This window comes from Nitrospirillum guanabarense (assembly GCF_034653355.1).
GTDB lineage: Bacteria > Pseudomonadota > Alphaproteobacteria > Azospirillales > Azospirillaceae > Nitrospirillum.
Map to the genome: position 1 here is coordinate 449618 of NZ_JAYEER010000003.1, position 20796 is coordinate 470413.

Annotated in this window: 16 protein-coding genes; 6 read left to right on the plus strand and 10 right to left on the minus strand. The window is 61.3% G+C overall.

Annotated features, from left to right (window positions below):
* Positions 1–55 precede the first annotated feature (55 nt).
* Positions 56–238, minus strand: a complete 183-nt coding sequence (locus UAA55_RS11395) for a hypothetical protein (protein ID WP_322952846.1) — start codon at positions 236–238, stop codon at positions 56–58.
* Positions 239–701: 463 nt separating this feature from the next.
* On the opposite strand from UAA55_RS11395, the gene UAA55_RS11400 reads away from it, so the two are divergent.
* Positions 702–3344, plus strand: coding sequence for an AAA family ATPase (locus tag UAA55_RS11400; protein ID WP_322952848.1), 2643 nt, complete (start codon positions 702–704; stop codon positions 3342–3344).
* Between the two features lie 233 nt (positions 3345–3577).
* Here the strand turns inward: UAA55_RS11400 and UAA55_RS11405 are convergent, their stop codons facing one another.
* Together UAA55_RS11405 and UAA55_RS11410 are read right to left on the minus strand one after the other, a co-directional pair.
* Positions 3578–7318, minus strand: coding sequence for an AAA family ATPase (locus UAA55_RS11405; protein ID WP_322952850.1), 3741 nt, complete (start codon positions 7316–7318; stop codon positions 3578–3580).
* 3 nt (positions 7319–7321) lie between these two features.
* Positions 7322–8545: an exonuclease SbcCD subunit D gene (locus UAA55_RS11410; protein WP_322952852.1), complete on the minus strand. Its 1224-nt coding sequence runs from the start codon at positions 8543–8545 to the stop codon at positions 7322–7324.
* Between the two features lie 732 nt (positions 8546–9277).
* Here UAA55_RS11410 and UAA55_RS11415 point away from each other — a divergent pair.
* Positions 9278–10336 carry a hypothetical protein gene (locus UAA55_RS11415; protein ID WP_322952853.1) on the plus strand — a complete coding sequence of 353 codons (1059 nt, stop codon included), beginning with the start codon at positions 9278–9280 and terminating at the stop codon, positions 10334–10336.
* A 406-nt stretch (positions 10337–10742) separates the two neighbouring features.
* Positions 10743–10949, plus strand: a complete 207-nt coding sequence (locus UAA55_RS11420; RefSeq protein ID WP_322952855.1) for a hypothetical protein — start codon at positions 10743–10745, stop codon at positions 10947–10949.
* 1129 nt (positions 10950–12078) lie between these two features.
* Here the strand turns inward: UAA55_RS11420 and UAA55_RS11425 are convergent.
* Complete coding sequence (locus tag UAA55_RS11425) at positions 12079–12561, minus strand: hypothetical protein (protein ID WP_322952856.1); 483 nt, start codon at positions 12559–12561, stop codon at positions 12079–12081.
* A 45-nt stretch (positions 12562–12606) separates the two neighbouring features.
* Positions 12607–13023 (minus strand): hypothetical protein, encoded by a 417-nt coding sequence (locus UAA55_RS11430; RefSeq protein WP_322952857.1) that lies wholly within the window; start codon positions 13021–13023, stop codon positions 12607–12609.
* A 125-nt stretch (positions 13024–13148) separates the two neighbouring features.
* Here UAA55_RS11430 and UAA55_RS11435 point away from each other — a divergent pair, with 125 nt between their 5' ends.
* Complete coding sequence (locus UAA55_RS11435; RefSeq protein ID WP_322952858.1) at positions 13149–13622, plus strand: helix-turn-helix domain-containing protein; 474 nt, start codon at positions 13149–13151, stop codon at positions 13620–13622.
* Positions 13623–13654: 32 nt separating this feature from the next.
* Here the strand turns inward: UAA55_RS11435 and UAA55_RS11440 are convergent, their stop codons facing one another.
* On the minus strand, positions 13655–14071 hold the full coding sequence (locus UAA55_RS11440; protein ID WP_322952859.1) for a hypothetical protein: 417 nt from the start codon (positions 14069–14071) through the stop codon (positions 13655–13657).
* Positions 14072–14563: 492 nt separating this feature from the next.
* Between UAA55_RS11440 and UAA55_RS11445 the strand changes: the two genes are divergently transcribed.
* Positions 14564–15082, plus strand: a complete 519-nt coding sequence (locus UAA55_RS11445; RefSeq protein ID WP_322952860.1) for a hypothetical protein — start codon at positions 14564–14566, stop codon at positions 15080–15082.
* Positions 15083–15100: 18 nt separating this feature from the next.
* On the opposite strand, the gene UAA55_RS11450 is transcribed toward UAA55_RS11445, so the two are convergent.
* The 3 genes from UAA55_RS11450 to UAA55_RS11460 form a co-directional block, all read right to left on the minus strand.
* Positions 15101–15436, minus strand: a complete 336-nt coding sequence (locus UAA55_RS11450; protein WP_322952863.1) for a hypothetical protein — start codon at positions 15434–15436, stop codon at positions 15101–15103.
* Between the two features lie 99 nt (positions 15437–15535).
* The gene (locus UAA55_RS11455) at positions 15536–16474 is read right to left on the minus strand and encodes an NIPSNAP family protein (RefSeq protein WP_322952865.1); all 939 of its coding nucleotides are present in this window, start codon (positions 16472–16474) and stop codon (positions 15536–15538) included.
* 75 nt (positions 16475–16549) lie between these two features.
* Positions 16550–17194, minus strand: a complete 645-nt coding sequence (locus UAA55_RS11460) for a hypothetical protein (RefSeq protein ID WP_322952867.1) — start codon at positions 17192–17194, stop codon at positions 16550–16552.
* Between the two features lie 108 nt (positions 17195–17302).
* On the opposite strand from UAA55_RS11460, the gene UAA55_RS11465 reads away from it, so the two are divergent.
* The gene (locus UAA55_RS11465; protein ID WP_322952868.1) at positions 17303–18292 is read left to right on the plus strand and encodes a helix-turn-helix transcriptional regulator; all 990 of its coding nucleotides are present in this window, start codon (positions 17303–17305) and stop codon (positions 18290–18292) included.
* Between the two features lie 57 nt (positions 18293–18349).
* Here UAA55_RS11465 and UAA55_RS11470 read toward each other — a convergent pair whose 3' ends face one another.
* Entirely contained in the window at positions 18350–20758 is a 2409-nt protein-coding gene (locus tag UAA55_RS11470) for a TonB-dependent receptor (protein WP_322952869.1), read from the minus strand.
* Positions 20759–20796 lie beyond the last annotated feature (38 nt).

Below are 20796 nucleotides of genomic sequence, written 5' to 3' on the forward strand. Positions count from 1 at the left end.
GCAATAGTTGACTTAGCCGCCCGCGCCCCCTCCGAACGCGGGCGGCCGGAATTCCTCAGGGAGCAGGCGGCACTTCAGCGGGGCGAATTTCCAGGGAAGCGCAATGGGTGGCCATGCCGCCATCCGCTGGGTCGGTGAAGCGATCTGTGACCTGAAGCCGGATGCCGTACAGGTAGATTAGGTCCGCTACCAGCAGGGACACCTCATCCGGCTCAGACGCGGTGATCAGCAGGGACATCGACGACGTCATTCTCTTCCTCCGGTCCGTATGTCAGGAACGCCATGAGAGACAATGTTCTCTTTTTGTTCTTATGTCAACGGATCGCTGATACGCATACCTGACAAGGCTAGGGAATGGATGGACGCCACTTTGTTTGGCGCCTAAAACCCTGTCCCTGAGGTATTCCCTTCACATGACTTGGCCGCTTTCCGGTGCCTTGGCGAACATCAGCCGATCGAAGGCATACAGGATGCGCTTGGACGGTAGTGGTCCAGGTCGCCCGCCGCCAGCCATTCATCAGCTCATATGGCGGCAAAAACCGGCGCGTCGGTTCCTCCACCCAGAGAGTACGGCCGCCTTTCGGTTCCGCACGAATAGCAGATGTTCCCCAAGTTAAGCGACATCTAGCCATTACTTTGGGTTGCATTGATCTTATGCGTCCACCAATATGGCGCCAAATTTAGCAGCCTATGGAAAAGCAATGTCCATCTCGAAGGAACTCCTTGAATGGTCGCAGGAGCGCCCGATGTGGCAGCAGGACGCCTTACGGCGTTTCGCAATCCGTCAGGGATTTTCAGCCGAGGACGAGAGTGAGGTCATTTCAATCCTTAAGGCAGAGCATGGCGTGAGCCAGCCAAAAGCGGCGGATGCGCAACCACTGGAGACGAAGCATCTGCCAGAAGGTAGAGGCAGCGAAGGGCCGGTCCAGTTGGCCTCAGTAGGAAATGTCGTAAACGCCAATCGTTTAGCCAAAGGGCAGGTTCTACGCTTTGCCCTCAATGGGTTGACGACGGTCTATGGAGATAATGGCAGCGGCAAATCAGGCTATGTCCGCATCCTCAAACACGTTTGCCGAACCCGTGAAGCCGATTCCGTGTTGCCAGATGTTTTCAAGCCAGATGGCGCTGCCATCCCGACTGCGGAAATCCGCTATCGTTTGTCACCGACCGAAGCAGAAGTTACGGCAGAGACATGGACCAGTGGCCAAGAATTTGCGGCGACGCTGTCGCAATTATCCGTCTTCGATAGCCGCATCGCGTCCATCTCCTTGGATAAAGAAAACGAGCTGGCTTTCGTACCGTTCGGCCTGGATGTCTTGGATAAATTGGGTGAGCTGTGTGGGCGGATCAAGGAGACATTGACGCGTGAGCGCAACGTTATCACAACGCGCATTGAAGGCAATCGTCTTGGATTTGGGAATGACCCAAACATCACGGAAGCACTCGACAAGATAAAAGCTAAGACCACTGACAATTCTCTGACAGAGGCATTCAGCTGGTGCGACGCCGATGCTAGGCGACTGATAGAAGTCGATTTACTACTGAATGACCCAATTAATCAGGCCAAGCTGTTGCGGGCACGAAAGGCCCGGTGTGACGCAGCACTCAGCAAGGTGAAGGCCGCGACACTGGCCCTAGGCGAGGTAGCGGAAGTGCAGTTGAAGACCAAGGCCGCTGACCTTGCCGCTACCAAGGAGGCCGTCCGGCTGTCATCAACCGCCTCTTTCGCGAAAGAACCGCTTCGGGGAGTAGGTTCTGAGCCTTGGGCCGTGATGTATGAAGCCGCAAGGGCATTCTCGCTGGAACAGGCATATCCAGATCGGGAATTCCCGGCCACGCAACCGGGCGACCATTGCGTGTTGTGTCACCAACCGCTCGATGACGAGGCACGCGAGCGCCTCGATCGCTTCGAGGCATTCGTTAAAGCTGATGTGGAAGCGCGGGCAAAGGCCGCAAAGGCCGCTCTCACTCAGGCATTGACATCGGTTGATGTTGCGTTGGCAAGCCTTGTTCCGTTGGCCGAGGAAGTAGCCAGCGCCGATCCGGCTGATAATGCTTGGTGGACAGAACTGCTGAAGGTTACTCAGTGTCTAATAGCCCGGGCCAAGGCCTTGAAGGTTGCGGTGGAAGATGGCGACTGGTCAAATCTGCCTGCGACCACCGCCTTTAACCCCGATGTTGCAGCTGAGTGGCCTGCTAAATTGGAGGCGCAGGCGCTGGTTCATGACGGCGCTCTGGCTCCGGCCAAGAGGTCGGAACTGGCCAAAGAGCAGGCAAACCTGAAAGTACGTAGTACGTTCTCGGAAAAAAGGACGGCTCTAATCGCCCTGCGTGACTTGCTGATCGAGGAGAGCACCTACGATAAATGTCTGCGTGCGGTCGCCCCCAATGCCATCACATCAAAGCGGCGGGAAATGGACGAGGCTCACGTCCAGGGGGCGTTGCAGGCCAAGCTGACTGAGGAATTGCGGGCCCTACGTTTGTCATCCATCCCAATCAACCTTGGGTTCAAAGTCGCCAAAGCTAAATCCCGCCATCAGGTGCAACTGGACGGATTGGTAGCGGCGGCGAGGGTCAAAGAAGTGGTCAGCGAAGGCGAGTACCGTGCCCTGGCTCTGGCCTGTTTTCTTGCCCAAGTTCGGCAGCAATCGGATACAGCTGGCATCATCGTCGATGATCCTGTGTCATCCCTGGATCATGACCGCCGGGAATTGGTAGCTGAACGACTGGTGAGGGAAGCGAAAAACCGGCAGGTCATCGTATTTACCCATGATCTTGTTTTCTTTTTTATGCTGCGGGAGGCTGCCGCCCGCTTCCAGACGCCATTCGAAGGGCGCAGCCTCTATCGTGGTGCCGAGGGCTTTGGAACCGTGGATCTCTTGGAACCGTGGAAGGCAAAATCCTTGGGCCAACGCCTCGATACTCTTGAAAGGGTGGAAATTAAAAAACTAGAGGAGCTTCATGATCAAGGAGGAGCGGAATACGAGGCTTACGTCCGTTCTTTTTGTGATCGTCTGCGAGAGAGTTGGGAGCGGCTGGTCGAGGAAGGCGTTTTCAACGAGACGGTGGTTCGCTTCAATCCCGCGGTGAAGACCCTGCGCTTGGATGAAGTTGAGGTGAGTGACGAAGTCGCTGACCATGTCTATTGGGGGATGACCAAAATATCTAATTGGACAGCCCATGATCCAGCCAACGCCAAGGGCCTCGTCATGCCTACTCCAGATGAACTGAAAACACATATCGCGAACATCCGCGAATGCGAGACTAAGATTAAAGCAAGTCGAAAAGCGGCTTCTGCTCGGCGTAAACAAAGACGTGAGCCCCCCAAGGCTGAAGTTCTATAGGAGGCACTCATCGGCTGCTTGGGAGTTCCGGCGGTGGTTGCTCCTATTTCAAAAGTCCCTTTCGTCCCCCGAAACCCACCCGTCCTCTTCCGCCCTATGTCCGCCGCTCAAATTCGACCCACGGCGGCGTGGGCCTCATCCCGCCTTAATGTTCCTGGGATGGCCTGCAAGCGCTTCAGGGCTTCGGACAAGATCAAATCCAAGCCGTATCGGTTCAACCATGGCGGCTTCGGTCATGCGCTTTCAGCCCAGTTCGTCCCTTTGATGGACACGCGGCTCTTGCCGCCACCTGACCGCGTGACGTTCACCTGCACGGGGATCCGGTCCTTCATCATCTCGACGTGGCTGATGACGCCCACGGTGCGCCCCTGGCTCTGCAACGCCTCCAGCGCATCGATAGCCAAGTCCAAACTCTCGGCGTCCAGCGACCCGAAACCCTCGTCGATGAACAGCGTGGCCGCCAGCCCACCTTGTCCACCCATCCGGGACAGCGCCAAAGCCAAGGCCAGGGAAACCAGGAAGCGTTCGCCGCCGGACAAGCTGCGAACCGACCGAACCTCGTCCCCCATGTCCCGATCCACGACATGCATGGCCAGGTCTTGGCCCGCAGCACGGACCAGTCGGTACCGGGGCTTCAAGTCCGCAAGATGGTGGTTCGCCCGGTCGACCAGGAGGTCCAACGTGATCGACTGCGCATGCTGGACGAACCGGTCACCGTTCTTGGAACCCACAGCACTGTTAACCGCTTGCCAGACATCGAACGTAGCCCGCGCCTCGGCGATCTCGGCCTCAAGCCCAGCCAGGTTCTTCCTGGCCTGGGCATCCGTCTGCATCTGCCCGCGAATGGCCCCAACTCGCTCCAGCCGAGAAGACTGTTCGCTGTCGACGCTGGAAATTTGCTGCTGAAGATCCTCCAGCGGCACCTCCGGGACACCAGCGGCCTCCGCAGCAGCCAGGTCACCCTGACGCTCGCGCAGCGCCGCGTGTGCACTTGTCCGCCGGTTCGCCAGCGCCGTCAAACGGCTCCGCAGCGCATCCACCTCAGCTCGCGGCCGAGATAGGATCTCGGAAAGCTCGGCAGCGGCCAGCCCGACGCTCACCAGAGCCTCGTCCAGAATGCCGTCGGCCTCCGCCTGCTCAGCCTGAGACTCGGCCAAAGCCGTTGCCGCCCCCGACAGCACCTGCTTGGCCGTGGCGACCGCCAACTCCGCAGCCTGGACCTTCTGCTGCCCCTCATCCCTGGCGGCAATGGCCGCCGTCCGGGCGTCATTGATCCGAGTCCGGTGAACATCAGTGGCCTCGCCGCCGAGAAGCCCCGCCCGCTCACCCCGCAACTGCTTCAGCTCCTCCGCCCGCGCGTCGGCCGCAGCCTTCAACTTCTCGGTGCCGATGAGCAGCTCGTCAGCACGCGCCTGTATCCCGCTGATACGGGGAGCGAGCTCAGCCAAGGCAGCGTCCACCGCAAGAACCTCGGCCTCAGCATTTTCTCGTTCGGTCACCAGGTCGGCGAGAACCCGACGTACCTCGTCCGCGTCAATCTCCAGGTCGGCCTGGGTCAAATCCCCAGCCTCCAGCGCCGAGGCGAGGCCCGCATCGATGGCTTTGATACGCTCCTCGGCCGTGGCGGCAGCCTGCATATGAAGCGCATGGGCCTGCCCTTTGGCGTTCGCCTCATCGGAAAGGCGTTGCCGCGTTCCCTGCCGCTGTTCCAGCGCGTCGGTCAGCCGGTCTCGCTCGGTGGTCAGGCGAGTGATCGCCTGACGCAATTCTTCCGCCTGCCCAAGCTGGGCCTGTAGGGTTCGCCGCTCCTGGGCAAGCTGGCGGCCCACCTCAAGTATGGCGGTCACAGCACCGCTTGGTCCGGCGGGAAGGTCAGACCGCTCCGCCTTGGGAAGGGTCTCGACGTAAAGGCGTTCGGCCGCTTCAGCCCTCTCACCGGCCTCCTGAATGTTGGTCCGCAACTGCTTGGCCGCGGCTTCCGCCTGCGCGACGTTCCCCTGGGCCCTCGTAAGGAGATGCCGACCTTTCTCAGCACGTTCCCGAGCCGCATCCAGGTCAGCCTGAAGGCCACGAGCCAACTCGGCCAATACCGCGTCGGCATGAATGGGATGCTCCTTGGCGCCACAAACCGGACAAGGCTGTCCTGGCACCAATCCCTTCCTAAGATGCTGCGCGCTATCCGAGACAGCAGCCAATGCACGATCAGTCGGCGCCATCAGCGCTTTGACCTCAGCTTCGGCCTCTCCAATGCCCCGCTCTGCGTCCTGGACCTGCTTCGCTGCGGCATCTCTGTCCGCCTCGGCTGCCGCGAGGGATGTCTGAGCCGTTTGGGCCTGCGTTTGAGCCCTGTCGTAGTCTTCTGACGTGCGCTTCAGGTCGCCCAAAACAGTCAGTTGGTCGCCCAAGGCTTCCACCCGGCGCGCAGTGACCTCGGGCGCCAGCCGGACGAGCCGATCCTGATGGTCCAGGATGCCGCGATTCAACTCGGACCGCGCCGCCTGGTCAGCAACATCCTGCTTCTCCAACTCGCCAAGCGCCGCCCGCAGCTCCTGCACCTCGGCATCAACCACACCAGCCTGCTGGCGAGCTTTAAGGGCGCTCCGGCGGGCCGTGTGCCGGTCATCGAAGGCCTGGGTGATCTGGTTCCAATTCCGAACCAGCACAGCCGCCTGGGGCCGCGCCTCCAGGACAGCCTGGGCATCTTGTCGCCGGGCCTGGGCTTGGGCCCTTTCGGCATCCAGCTCGCGTAACTGCACCAGAGCCTGTGAATGCTCGCCCACCGCTACCGCCGCTGCCATGGCGGCCTGCGAGGCCTCTTGGTCAGCGCGAACGATACGGCTGTCGAGGTCCGCAGCCCTGGACCAGGTGGGACCGAATTCCTTGAAGACCCGCTCGGCCTCGTTCACGGCAGCCTGCGCTAGGTCCTGTTCTTGTCGGCGGGCAACAGCCTCCTGGGTCACATGTTCCAGGGTGACCTGCGCTCGCGAAACCTCTCCCTCTGCCTTGGTCACACTGGCTGATGCCGTCCTGGCGCGGGCCCACGGGAGACGAAGTGGTTCAACCTGGTCAATCCGTTCCAGGTCGGCACGATCTTCCGCCGCCTCCACAAGCGCGGCGTCCGCATCGGCCGCGACCCGAACAGCCTCCCCGTGGCGGCGCTGAGCCTCAGCCAGGGCACGATGACGAGCAACGTCTGCTTCAAGGATCTGACGCCCGCTTCGCGCCGCCTCGATGGCCGCCAGGAGGGTCTTCCCTTCGTCGTCGAGGGCAGCGCGTTCCTCCTCAGAGAGAAGCTGGTGCTCAGCTCGGCGGGCCACCAGCAGGTCGTGATCAGCCTTCGCCTTGCTGTATCGGTCGAAAACGCGAATCGAGATGTCGCGGTAAATCTCTGTGCCCGTCACCTTCTCAAGCAGGGCACCACGGTCTTTGGTGTCGGCACGGAGGAAGGCGTCGAAGTCACCCTGGGCCAACAGCACAGTGCGGCGGAACTCATCGTACGTGAGCCCCGTCAGCGCAAGGATCCTGGTTTCGACCGCCTTGATCTGGCTATCCAGCACCTGGCCATCGGACAGGCGCTGAACACTGCGCTCGATGCTCTGTAGACGCCCGGCTGCCCGCCCGCGCGCTCGTCGGGCTGTCCAGGTTGCGCGATAGGCTTCATCGTCGAGCCCGACAAAGTCCACCGTCGCATAGCCCTGTGACGCCCCTCGGCGCAGGACACCACGTGCGTCACGAGCCTTAATCAATTCGCCACTGGCGTCAGGCACATCTTCGTTACCGCCGGTCTGGCTGAAACGGGGGCACTCCCCATAGAGCGCGAGGCAAAGGGCGTCCAGGATAGACGACTTGCCCGCTCCCGTTTCACCCGTGATGGCGAACAGGCCCGCCGACTTCAGTGGCTCAGCGGTGAAATCGATCTCGAACTTGTCGGCCAAGCTGGCGATGTTCTGGCCCTCGATAGCGAGAATCCGCATCGCTTATTCCCCCACCTGGGCATCGCGAAAAGCCGCGAGGTGGCGGGCATCTGGCGGCAAGCCGTGCATGTCCTGGAACACACTCACGAACAGTTCCTCGGGGGAGGTCTCGGCCAAAGACACCGGCGGGGCAGCTTCCGATGGAGCGCGGACCGCCTGCTCAATCCTGACGCCCGCGCGCCGGACGGCATGGCGTTCAAGCACCGTCTCGATTTCAGCCAGCAGGTTGGGCACGGGGCGGTTCGCCAGGAACCTGAGCCAAACGAAGGGGTGACGATCCCGTGGAGCCGACGAATCAAGGTTGAGCGCCGTCAGGACCGCATCTAGTTCCCCCACACTCATCCCACCCCGCTCCGGCAATTGCAGACAGGGGATGGGACGCGGGAGCGGGCGGTGAGTGGCCGTCACCCCATCTTCCCCGATGTCGACCAAAGTGACGCCGTGGTCGTAGCCGATCTCCGCCGCCGACAGAGGGAAGGGCGAACCGGAATATCTCACCCGCCCACCACCAAGGTTCTGCGGCCGGTGGAGATGGCCAAGAGCCACATAGGCGAACGCCGGATCATAGATTTCAGGGGGCACCGCGTGCTCGCCACCGATCAGGATGCGCCGCTCCACGCCTTCGGATTCGGTTCCACCGGCACAATGGAGATGCCCGGTGGCAATGATCGGCAAGCCGCTCGCGCGGGCCTGCGCCTGGGCAGCCAACTGCTGATGGAACGCCCGGGTCGCCGCGACGACGGGAGAACCGGCGGTGACTTCAGCACCCAGCGTCAGGCCGGGCAGATCGGCGGCACGCAGGAAGGGGATGGCCAACACCATCGCCCGCACCTGCCCATCGGCATCAGCGACCGGGATGAGGTGGCGGTCCATGTCGACCTGGCCATCCTTCCAGCGCAAGGTGCCCAGAGCATGCACACCGATTACCTGGAGCACTGCATCGGGCGCTTCCAGGCGACCAGCCGGATCATGGTTCCCGGCGATCATCACTGTCGTCAGGTGCGGGCGCCGCTGCCTGAACTTGGCCAGAGCCGAATACAGCATGCGCTGCGCGTCGCCCGAGGGATTGATACTATCGAACACGTCCCCGGCGATGACCAGCGCATCGACCGCTTCTTCCTCGATGACTTCGGCCAAGTGGCCGAGGAACGCCTGGTGTTCCACCTCGCGGGTCCAACCGTTCAGCGTCTGCCCGATATGCCAGTCAGCGGTGTGTAGGATGCGCAAGGTGCAGTCCGCCCTCTTCCGTTCCAAGCCCCAATGTATTCCGTCTACGGTCACTTGGCGGAAGGCACCATATCGAGGTTAGCGGAAGGGCTGAAGTGTCGCTTCTCGACGCCCGCTGCTACCGAGAGCCTGTTCTATTGGCCGTTTCTGGTCGCGCGCATGCCCTTGCAGAGCCTCAGTCTCGCACACGAAGGCGCCCCGATTGGTCGCAAAGAAAACACCGGTGGCCCTGTTCACCCACGCCACCACGTCCCTGGGGCAGTGAGCCTGGGCTGACTGCTACATCTCGGCGGATGCCGCCGGTCCCGTGGCGCCACCGAACAGCAGCCGGTAATCAACAACAGGGACGCCACCACCCACTTAGCCTCAAACATTACAGTTTTCCATATTTCGGCCCTCATCCACCAGCCAAACATCCTAAAAGGGAATAAGCAAAACCATATTGCCCGCTATAGGCGCGCGCCCTACAATTCCGCAAGAATTCCTCGTCTCGCAAGGATTTCCGAATGCGCCGCCGCCCCGCTCGCGTCACCGGTCGCCTTGGCCGCCGAGGGCAAGCACTGCGCCGATCCCGCTGCCGCCGCGAAGGTCTGAAAATTTGGCACTACGGCCTATAGAGCGATAGCCATCAAAGCAACACCGATAGGAAAGTTCTACGCACGCCGGAAGCACATAATACATCCCGGAATATTTCCTAATATCTTCCCATTTAGATAGAATGAGGGCAACATCTTGACTCTAATTGCGACGTTTTCGATCGATGGATTTCAGGTATTTATTGGTGATTCAGTCTTATCAAGAGACACAATATCGGATGAATTGCTGTCAATTCCTTCGATGCACGATCCAAATAGCAAAATTGATAAAGATTTTGGCCTGTCGATATCTGGATTAGTCCAGAAAATCAATATAATAGGCAAGAATATATGTATATGCTGGGCCGGAAGACGGAAAACAGCGACATCCTTCATTAATTACGTGTCAGAAAATGCGGATAATATTGGATACTCCGTCGAGAAATTTGAAAATATTTTGAGAAATTATGAACCAAATGAGTTGCACGACTGTAAGTTCATAATAAGCTTCTTCAATGGTCAGGCATTGTTAACAAGAACCGTAAAATCACCTATATTTGAGTTCGACGAAGTCCGAAATATTCAGGTATACGGTAGTGGATCTGATGCCTTTCTTAGAGAAATTGAAAATTTTTCTAAATTCACAGCGAGTAGGAATTTTAATCCGCTAGAACGAACTATTTCGACAGCGCTTTCATTTTCCGCATCTGCCTTCGCACAGCAAATTATTTCTGGAACTGGAATCGAGGAGGGATGGGGAGGTGCATTTGAAATTTCTTATCTTCACAAAGGAGAGTTTAAGAAATTAGGTGATATACTATACATATTCGCGAGCATACGCCAAACCACTGAATATATAGATTTTAAAATATTGCCATTTTTCGTAAAGTCCTACTATGACGGCGAATATTTCATGAATTACGTGGTGAGTAATCTAGAAGACCCCCCAACAGAACGGCTATATGCAATATCCCCCATGCAAGCGAAAGAACAACCTAAAGATATTAAAATACCAAACTTAGAATATAAATGGCTTGTAATACATTCTTCCGTCTTGCTTTCGAATAGCGATGTAAAATCAAACATATCTACACATTATTTTGGAAAAAGCTATCGCCCAATAATTATAAAAGCGGTAGATAATAATTTTCAGATATCCACAGAAGGAAATTTCATTCAGAAATACCTGGTGGATATTTTCTCACTAAAAAAATAGACAGAACATATAAAATTTATATTTGAGAAATTGCGCGGACACCACCCAGGGCCGAACCCTTTTATCCGATATCCTTCACCACGATCTCAAGGATTCGCCCCTTCCCGCGATGCAAGCAGGGATGGAATAGCTTGATCGAGCATAACGATCTCGTCGCTAATGCTTCCCTTAGCCAGCCCGCACCCACCGATCTGGGCAGGGTTCTGACTGCTTGGGAAAAAACACAACATCAACCCAATGCTGCTCGCCGCAGCTTCGCGCCTGGGCAACCGATTGCCTTTCTCAATCTCCAAATGCACTCAGGCCGTTTTGCGCGAATTATAGCAACGGATTCTCTACTTGGCTTCCATAGGAGCACCTCATACGATCCTGTAAGGATTTCAACTCTTCCAAAAGGATTTCCGAAATGCGTCGCCTGATCTCAGGCCTTTTCGCCACCTCCCTGCTCGCGTCACCGGCCACGCTGGCCGCAGAGGGCAAGCACTATTCCGCCCCGGCCGCCGCAGCCAAGGTCTGCAAGTCGCCCGTGGTGTGGGTTAACCCCAACTCCGGCCTCTATCACATGCCCGGCAACCGCTACTACGGCACCACCAAGGACGGCTACTACAGCTGAAGGGCATTGATGGCTTCGCTCGTCTGAAGCCGTTGATCGACAACAATCCGCATTGAGGATAACAGCAGCCTGCCAGATGCAAGGCGGCGCTTATCTCAATTCCGCGACGAAATTCAGGACAACCATGTCAGCTCAGAATGTGCTCCGGATCGGAATCCTTGCCGCGGGCCTAGCGCTTACCCACGGCGCCATGGCCAAGACCTTCGAATTCCGAGGCCATACGTTGGGAGAGCCGATTGAGTTGTCATTTCCCGATTGGCGAAACAAAGACCCTTACGGGATCAGAGGCTGCCATGACGAAGTAGTATCCGGCTACTTGGCATGCCCTGAGAAACGGGAAGCCGGAGATCCAAGAAGTTCTCTCGGTCATATAAAATTGGCGACGTTGAAATAGATCGCATTAATTATGATTATTATGATGGAAAATTAGCTTCCATCGATGTCGGATTTAGCATCGTAAAATTTGAAACGATCAGAAACATGATGGAAGGAAAGTATGGCAAGCCAAATCGGGATGAATACGTAAATACGCATGGCGGATACGGTCTAATTTTTAACAATAGGCAATGTGATTGGAGTTTCCCTCAGGGAACCCTTAGATTGTCGCTCTATTATCTGGATATGCACATGTCACGGATTGAATTCATCAATCCGACAGTTGAGGCCAAAATCAAGAAGGACAAGGCCGCAATCGACAGGCAGAAGGGCGCGAAAGGATTCTGAGTGAGTTTATTAATGAAATCTCTGGCGATCTCGAACGTGTGCCAGGCGGCACGGCATAAGCGCCGGTGCTGATGACCAGTTTGTGCTGAGAGAGTATTGACCTGACAGTCCCGGCCACACCGGCCCCCGCGGTGGCCGGTGTGGCCATGCTATCTCTGGTGGGGTTTGATGGAGTTGCTAGCAACATCAACCCAGAGACCGGAGAGCGACATGACCCCAGCAAGGGCGCGGCGTGAAGGGCCGCATGCACCTCCAGGCCTTCCGCGACGGTATCCCCAAGCCACAGAAGGAGGCGCCCGAAGCAAACCTCAAACCCGCCGCCTGATAACCTCACCAGACGGGGCGACTGTCAGGGGATAACCGTCTCTGTACAATCTGAAGGCACCGAGGGACAGCGGCTCGCCAATCACGAAATGGCTGACGACAGAGCGACAAATTTGAATTTGAAGGGCGAGTTACCCTCAGCCAGCATTCCACTGGCGACACTCTCAAAATCTTCGTCCGTTCCGTCGGTCTGCTCCATGGCCCGCAGAGAATTGTCAGACAGCGACATGACGTACCCAACTTTGTCGGCCCCAGCAGCGATGGTGTCCAGCTTCTGCTGGGAGTCCGTGGCGAGGTGGACAATCAGCAGGGCGAGCATCTGCTGAATACGTTGGTCCGTGTGCCCATTGGCCAGGACTGCATCCGCGATCGAGAATTGAGCTGCATGGGAACCATTCTTGAAATTCCGATGCTTATACAGCTGGGTGACTAGTCCTTCAGCCTTTTTGCGAGCATCAGAAAGTCTTGCTCGCTCGATACCAAATTGAACGAGATACGGGGGCTCAACGGCCCTCTCGTCGAAGCCAGCGGCCATCTTGAGGAAAAATTGGATCACGTCAGACATATAGGGCCCTTAATCGTTGGATAATGGATTGCATTCACCCCGCATTTAAACTTCCTCGTCCTCACCTTCAACTGGCAAATCGATACGACAGAATTGGGCCTTCTGATACGCTATCATTTTTAAGTTTCGAAACAGGATGGATGACTTCCCGTCCTCCGAGGTCCAAGCATTCTGGTTAGCCTTCCAGGTCCCAAACACGATGTATCGGCCGCCGACCTCGAATTCGGACATAAATTTCTCCGGCACAAAGACCCGAGGTGCGATGATGGACGTCCCCTTCGTCCGGCCGGGCATGCCCTGGCCTTCCCCGGAACCGGCGGGCAGCTGTCCCTTGCGCAACCCGATGCCGAACTCGGGTCGGAAACCTGGAGATTCTTGATAACTTACTGGAAATAGATCAATATTTTCTCGCACGCGAATTTGTTGACGCAATCTGCAACCAGTCTGCCTTTCCTTGATCAATCTGGATTTCTATGAAAAGGGATGAGCCCTCTGGTCATACCGCAAAGGATAGGGTAAATTTCCCCCGATATCCAGGGTATAATTCCCCCGCGACGCCGCTTCCGCCTCAGGGTAAATTTCCCCACATGATGACCGCCGCCAAAGCTCCCCCGCACGCCCCCGCGCCCAGCCCGCTGGCTGAGCGGCTGGGCCGTCGGCTGTCGGCGCTGAACCTGGGATATGCGGAGTTTGAACGGGCGGCCGGCCTGAACGAAGGCACCATCAAGGGCATCATGTACGGCAAGTCCGCCTCCCCCCGGGCCGACACCATCTACAAAATCGCCCGCGGTCTGGGCTGCCGAATTGAGGACCTGATCGGTGAGAGCCGATTGGGCGGCGACTCGCATGAGGATGCCGGCCACCTCGCCGCCCCGCCCCCCGTCCCCTATGCCGGTCAGGAACCGCCGCCGCTGCCAGAACATGCGGTGCTGGACGCCGTGCTGGACAAGGTGCGCGCGGCCTACCGCCAGGGCGATCTGGACCTGGCCGCCCAGTTGGTCCGCCTTTTCCAGCTGGACCTGGAAAAGCTGAAGATCGAACGCGAGATCGCCCAGCGCTGAGGCCCCACCGGCACAGGCCTTTTCAACAGCCGTCAGCATGACGCCCATCCCAAGCAGGCCGCTAGGTCCCGGCTGAGCAGCATATCCGCCGGGCCGTCGTTCGCGCGCGCCGTCGCCGTCGGATCGGCCGGCAAGGCATCCACCAGATAGAGGCGAACGCGCAGGCCGTTCCACCCGTCGCCAGAAGCCATGGCGCCCTCCAACGCGATCCAGGCGTCGGCGGCTATGGCCGCGCCTCCGGCCACCTGGTGCAAGGACGGCACCATGTCCACCTGCCGGTGCCGGGTGAGCGACAACAGGGTCCACGGCCAGGCGTCGCTGACCAACGCCACCACCGGCACGCCGCCCACGGTGACCCGCAGGCGTCGCCCCGCTGGCGGCACCTCAGGCGTGCCGGGATAAACCTCCCCGGCCAGGGGCAAACGCCGCTGCGACACGCGACCCGACATTCCACTCCTCTACCCGCAATGGCCCCGGTCCCGTTCCGGATGCCGTTCCCTGACGGCGCTGGTTCCCATAAAGGCAATCCGGGCGCCAATCCGCGCAAATCAACGCGATATCGATAAGCCCAGCCTTGAATCTCCCGGTTAACGTGCGATGCGATGCGCAAAACGCCCTGCGGCGTTCTGGGCGCATGTTCCCTATACGTTCTCATTTTGGCGCGGAAGGGTCAAGCGATGGCCGATGAGCCGGTGCTGGGCCAGGCAGGAGATATTTCCTCTACGGGGTATTTTTACCCCCATTTCTCTTGACGGGGCATTTATCTCCTGGCAGGGTAATCCTCACCGGCCGGCGCCTCCCCCATCGGCGCCGCCCGGCGTCGGCGACCCGCCCCCTGCCCCTCCCTGGGCGGGTCGCCCCTTCCCCGGGGCGGACAGGCGCCGATCGGCCGCCACCGCCCCGGGGTTCCTTTTAAAAAGCCAATGACGGAGCCCGCCCCCATGTCGTCCTTGTCATCCGCGCCGCCTGTTCCCCTCATCGCCACCCCGTCCATGCCAGGGCTGGCATCGCAAGTCCCGGCGCTGGCCCGGTTGGTGGCACACGCGGCACTCAGCGTCCGCCTGGCGGGCCGGCGGCTGGACCGGGGGCAAGGCCAGGCGGCCCTGGACGAGCTGATGGAAACGGCGACCCCCGCCCTGGAGCGGACGCTGGAGGGCATCGGCCGGCTGGAAACGGCGCTGGAGACCCACGGCCAGGTGCGGGAAGCGGACTTGCGCCCGGCCGCCACCCTGCGCGTACGCATGGAGGCGGCGGCCAGCCTGCTGAAACAGGCCGACGTGCTGGCCCGGGCCGGTCTGACGGAAGAGGCGGGCGACAGCCGCGAGGCGGCGCTGTGGACCCTGGAACGGGGCTTGGCCCTGGTGCCGCCCTTCAGCCCAGCGCCGGCGGCGGACGTTCCCATCCGCGCGTTGCCGCCCAGCTACCCGGCCACGGCCGGGATCGGGACGGCCCGCCCCTGAAGCGGGCGGGTGGTGGACTCAGCGACGCACCACGGTGGTGCCGCCGCTGCCCCAGGCGCTGACGCCCAGAAGGAAGCCGAAGTCGTACCAGCGACCGGGGTTGGGATAGGCGTAGACCCGGGTATCGGAAATCAGGCTGTATAGGAAGCTGAAGGGCGCGATGAGCCCGTGCAGCAGGCCGTAGAGGAAGCCGGGCAGTTCCCGGCCGGCCATGGGCGGCGGCTGGGTGGCGCAGGCGCTGAGCAGTAGCCCCGCGCCCAGGATGCCGGCCCCCATCAGCAAGGGTTTCAGCCAGCGGCGACGGCGCTGAGGGGTCGCAGGGGATGATGCGGACTGGGTTGTGGACTGTTCCATCTCGGCCTCCCGGGCAAAGAACACTGTCCCAGCCACTGTCCGGGCGCCGAGGCCCGAGGCCAAGGCCCCCAAAAGGCCGCCCAGGGCCATAGACGTTGGTCAGAAGGGCCCCCGCCACCGCGATCCCGAAGTCGGGGCCAAACGGTGGACCTCCGGCGGGCCTTTCAACACATGCCCCCGCCACCAGGGCGTGGCCACGCGGGCGCGATAGCGCTCATAGGCCGCCGCATCGGCGAAGGCCTGGAAGGTGACGAACACAGCTTCCCCTTCCCGTACTGGCAAGCGGGGGAAGTTGTTGGGCTGGGGATTGGTGACAAAAGCCGCCAGGACGGGGCCACCCGCCGTCGCCAGTACCGACGCCCCGTCACGGGCGAAGGCGTCGGCCAGATCCTGGGCCGCCGCCACGTCCTGCGCCGGAAAGGGGTAATAAAGTGTCGCGACCAGAATGCCATGGCCGGCCGGCGGCGCACCGGGGGAAAGCGGCGCGGGCGGCAGGGGGGCCGGGCTGGGCGTCACCGGCGGCGGTACCGGCGTGGCGTCGGCGAACCCCGCCCCCGCCACCGCCGGCCGCAGCAGCAGGACATTGTCGGAATCCAGCATGGTGGCGTTTGCCGCCTCACGATGCGCCAGCCATACCGGCCCGCCGTAGAAGGCCGCCAAGCCGGTGGCGCGCGCCGGCATGTCGGCGAAGCCCCGCAACCAGACGAAGCGGTCGGGATCATCCAGGTCGCGGAACTGGCCCACCACGCGCGAGCCCGCCGCCTCCTGTCCCGCCAGGAAATAGCGGTCGAACAGCGCGACCAGCGTGTCCCGCTGACCGGGCTTCAGCGTGTACTGGCGCAGTTCCAGGATGGCGCAGCAAGGCGCCGCCGGGGGATCCGGCGTGACCCTCAGCGCCGGGGCCCCGGCCCGCGGTGCCGCCTTTAGGGGCAGGGCGTCAGCCGGCAGCAGGTCGGGCGGCCAGGCGAGGGCCCGGTCGGCCAAGCCCGCAGCGGTCAACAGGGTCATGGCCAGCAAAGCGGTGGTCGGCAGTCTCATGGCGGCATTCCTTGTTCTTGTCGTTTGAGCTGTTGGTCACGCTAGAATCTCATGTTTAGTTGAGGTCAAGCGGCTTCAGACGCGGGTGAAGGCCAGCGTCCAGTTGGTTTCCCAGCTGCGGCCCCCGTCGTCCGACCAGGCCTGTTCCCATTGGGCGGCGGTGGCGGTGATGCGTGACCACACCACCCGCACCTGAACCAGACGGCCCAACATCGGATCGAAATCCTGACCACGGAACTCCCCTCGCCGGCTGGCGAAGAGGCCGCCGGTGAAGCGCCCGGTCAGGGGCGCCTGTAGCGATCCGGTGCGTCCATCCACCCGGTGCAGGGCCCATCGCCGGGCGGCCGGGTCGTACAAGCGAAAGGTGACGGCGGCGGCCGGGCGATCGGTGGCGGCCGGCAATTCCAGCTCATCCAGGCAGGCCAGGCCACCCAGCATGACCTGGCCGTGGGCGGTGGCCTGCGCCTGGTCCCAGCGGTCGTCGTCCGTCCAGCGGTTCAAGCGCCGGCGGCTCAGCACCGACCAGCGGCCGGCCAGGAAGTCGAAGTCACCCGGCCCCGGTCCGCCGGTCAGCAGGTCGGGTTGGTCCGGATCCGGCGGGCGGCGATCGGCGGCAGGCAAATGTTCCGCCCGCGCCGGGCCGGCAAAGGCCAGGAGACCGGCGCCCAACAGGGCGGTCCGGCGGGTGGGGACGGGGAATTGGGTATCGGCGGCATACATGGAAACGGTCCTCCGCGATGGGAAAACCGGGCGTTTTGTCCGGTGAACGCACTTTACCGGACAAAACCTGACATCCTATGTCAGGTATAATCTGCTAGTTTGAAATCCATGCGCGCCAGCCGTCTTCTTTCCCTGCTCATGCTGCTTCAGACCCGGGGTCGCCAGACGGCCCAGGCCCTGGCCGATGAGCTTGAGGTCACGGTCCGCACCATCTACCGCGATATCGATGACCTCAGCGCCGCCGGCGTTCCCGTCTATGGCGACCGCGGCCGCGCCGGCGGCTTCCAGCTGCTGGACGGCTATCGCACCCGGCTGACCGGCATGACCGCGCAGGAAGCGGAAAGCCTGTTCCTGGCGGGCTTGCCCGGGCCGGCGGCGGAGCTGGGCCTGGGCGACACCTTGGCCGCCGCCCAGCTGAAGCTGCTGGCGGCCCTGCCCGAGCAGGGGCGCCAGACGGCCTCGCGCCTGAACGCCCGCATCCATCTGGACCCGGTGGGCTGGTTCCAGGAACCGGGCAAAGTCGATATCCTGCCCGACATAGCCCGAGCGGTATGGAACGAGCAGCTCATCCGCATGCGCTATGAGCGCTGGACGGGCGTCGTTGACCGCACGGTGGAACCACTCGGCCTGGTCCTGAAGGGGGGCATCTGGTACCTGGTGGCCCAATCACAGGCGGAGGCAGGGAAGCCGCCGGGCGGTCCCCGCACTTACCGCGTTTCCAACATCCTGGCCCACACGGTGCTGGACCGGCGCTTCACCCGGCCGGCGGATTTCAACCTGCCGGCCCATTGGCAGGAATCGCTGCAAAGCTTCGAGGCCGGCCTTTACACAGGCACGGCGCGGGTGAGGGCCACGGCGGCCGGCCTGAAATCCCTGCGCAATCTGGGCCCGGCCTTCAATGAGCGCATCACCGCCACCTTGCAGCCACCAGACGCTGATGGCTGGGCGGAAGCCGACATCCCCCTGGAGGCGGTGGAATGGACCGGCCGCCAATTGCTGGGCCTGGGCCTGACGGTGGAGGTCCTGGGCCCGCCCGAACTGCGTGCCCACATGGGCGAGATGGCGGCGGAGCTGCACCGCCGCTATGGGAGCGGCTGAAAAGAAAAAGGCACCGGCGTCTCCACCGGTGCCCCTTCCAGACTTATGCGCCCACGATCAATAGGTGACGGTCATCTTGGCGGAGATGAAGCGCGGCGGCGCCGGCTGATAGCTGGGCAGGTTGGCCGCGACGCCGTTGTAGGGCTGGGCGTTGTTGCCGAAATTGATGCCACCCAGGTAGCGCTTGTCGAACAGGTTGGTGACCGACAGCACCAGCTTGGTCGCGAACCGGCCGGTCAGCGCTTCCGGCAGGGTGTATCCGGCCGCGACGTCGAAGGTGTAGAAGGATGGCACCTCTTCATCGTTGGTCAAGCTGCTGAAGCGGTGGGCCGTGTACTTGCCCTGGATCTGGGCGAAGTAGCTGTCCCGCTCATACCGAAGCAGCCCGGAAACCAGCCATTCCGGTGTATCGGTCAGCTGCTTGCCTGCCGTGGGCAGGGGCACGGTGGTGCCGTTCGCCAGGCCGACGTACAGGTCGTTCTTCAGGTGGCTTTGGGTATAGGCGGTCGACATATAGGCGGAGAAGCCGTCGATGGGCTTGGTGCCGACCTCGGCCTCCAGGCCCTTGATGATGACACCGCCGATGTTCTTGGACACCGTGGTGTTGGCGGTGACGTCGAACAGCGACTGCTGGCGATTGGTGTAGTTGGTGTTGAAGACGGTGACGGAGCTGATGAACCACTCACCGGCGTAGCGGTAGCCCGCCTCAAGGTCCACCGTCGTTTCCGGCTGGATGGTGGAGAGGTTCACGCCGGGCGTGTACAGGGCCGAGTTATCCGTGGCGCGGAACGTCTGCGTGGCCGAGGCGAAGACCTGGTTGCTGTCGTCGATGTGATAGACGACGCCGGCGCTGGGCACGAACTTGCCCTGATCCAGTTCCGGATGGGTCGGCGCGATGGCGTTGGCGTTCGCGGTGCGCAGGCTGAGCGGCAGGTAATTGATGCCGCTGCGGTTGATCTGCGAATGCTGCAGACCGACGCTGAGCGCCAGCTTGTCATCGAACAGGTTCAGGGTGTCGACCACGAAGGGCCGCACCACTTCCGTCGTCGTCTTCTGGTCCTGGGTGCGGACCACGCTGCCGTCGGCGCGGAACACATGTTCATTGTAGAGGTCCGGCCACAGGCTGACGGGGTTGCCGTTGGCATCCACCGACAGCAGCGGCTTCCACTCCCGCAGCTTGCCGATTTCGTACTGGAAGCCCGCCACCAGTTCGTTGTGGCCGTAGGTCCACTTGCCACGGGTGACGAAGCCCGGGCGCATCTGCTGCTGGGCGAACAGGTTGTAGAACAACTTGTTGTCCAGCGTGTCGTGGTCACCGTTCAGGTCGATGCCCTTGAACGCCTGGCCCGGAACGCCGAACTGCGCCGCGTTGGTTTCGGAGAAATAGCCCGCGGTGCCACCGCCGCCGAAGCCGTACCAGAGGTAGGGCTGGACGTCGAGGCGCAGGCTGTCGGTCAGGGCGAAGTTGCCCTTCACCGACACCACCAGGTTTTCGAACGGGTTGGTGGCCAGCTTGTAGTAGTTGGAGCGCTGGGTCAGCAGGGGGCCGTTGTTGTCGTTCTGCGCCGTGCCGGTCGCCGCCGGGGCCGTGGGAGCGAAGGCGGTGGCGAAGTTGAAGTCATAGCCGTACTGGGCGATCTGCGCCTTGGTCAGCGCCTGGTACGAATAGGTCTCCGCCGTGTTGTAGAAGGCGCTGAGGGCGATGCGGCTGCTGTCACCGATGTCGTGCGCGATGGAGGCGTCGACATGCTGGCGCTTGGTCGTGCCCTCGCCACGCCACACGTCCACGGCGGCGTTGGAGTAGGAGATGAAGGCCTTGGTGCGGAAACCGATGTCGCCCGTATCCACGCGCACGAACTCACGGCGCAGGCTGTTGTCGCCCAGCGCCTGCTGCAGCGTCACATGGAAGTCGTCGGACGGCTTCTGGATGACCATGCCGATGTTGCCGCCCGTCTCACCCACGTTGGGCGTGTCGGCGTCGCCGGCCCCCTGCATGATGTAGACCTGGGACAGGTTCTCGGCGTCGATGTATTCCTGCGGATAGACGTTGAAAGTGCCACTGTCGTTGACCGGCACGCCGTCCAGGATCAGGCCGATCTGGTTGGACTGGAAGCCGCGGACGGAAATGGCGCCACGGCCGGTGCCGGTGGCGTCACGGCCGTTGGAGTTCACGCCCGGCGCCAGGTTGATCAGCTGAAAGGGGTTGGCCGCGGCAGGCTGGTCCTGGATGAACTTCTGCGTGACGGCGGAGGCGGACTTCGGCGCCTCCTGCATCGTGATCTGGCCGGTGGCGCTCACCGGGCGGCCGCCGGTGATGAGGATGGTTTCCACGTCGCCGGCCGAGGAGGCCTCCTGCGCCATGGCGCCCGCGCACACCACCACGTTGAGGGCAACACCCGCCAGCAGGGTGCGGCGCAGGCGCGAGCGTTCGCGGACGGCGACGCCGCCCCGCGTGAAAGTCGTCATGAGAATCCCCCGATCCTTATCTTACCGGCGTCCCGCTT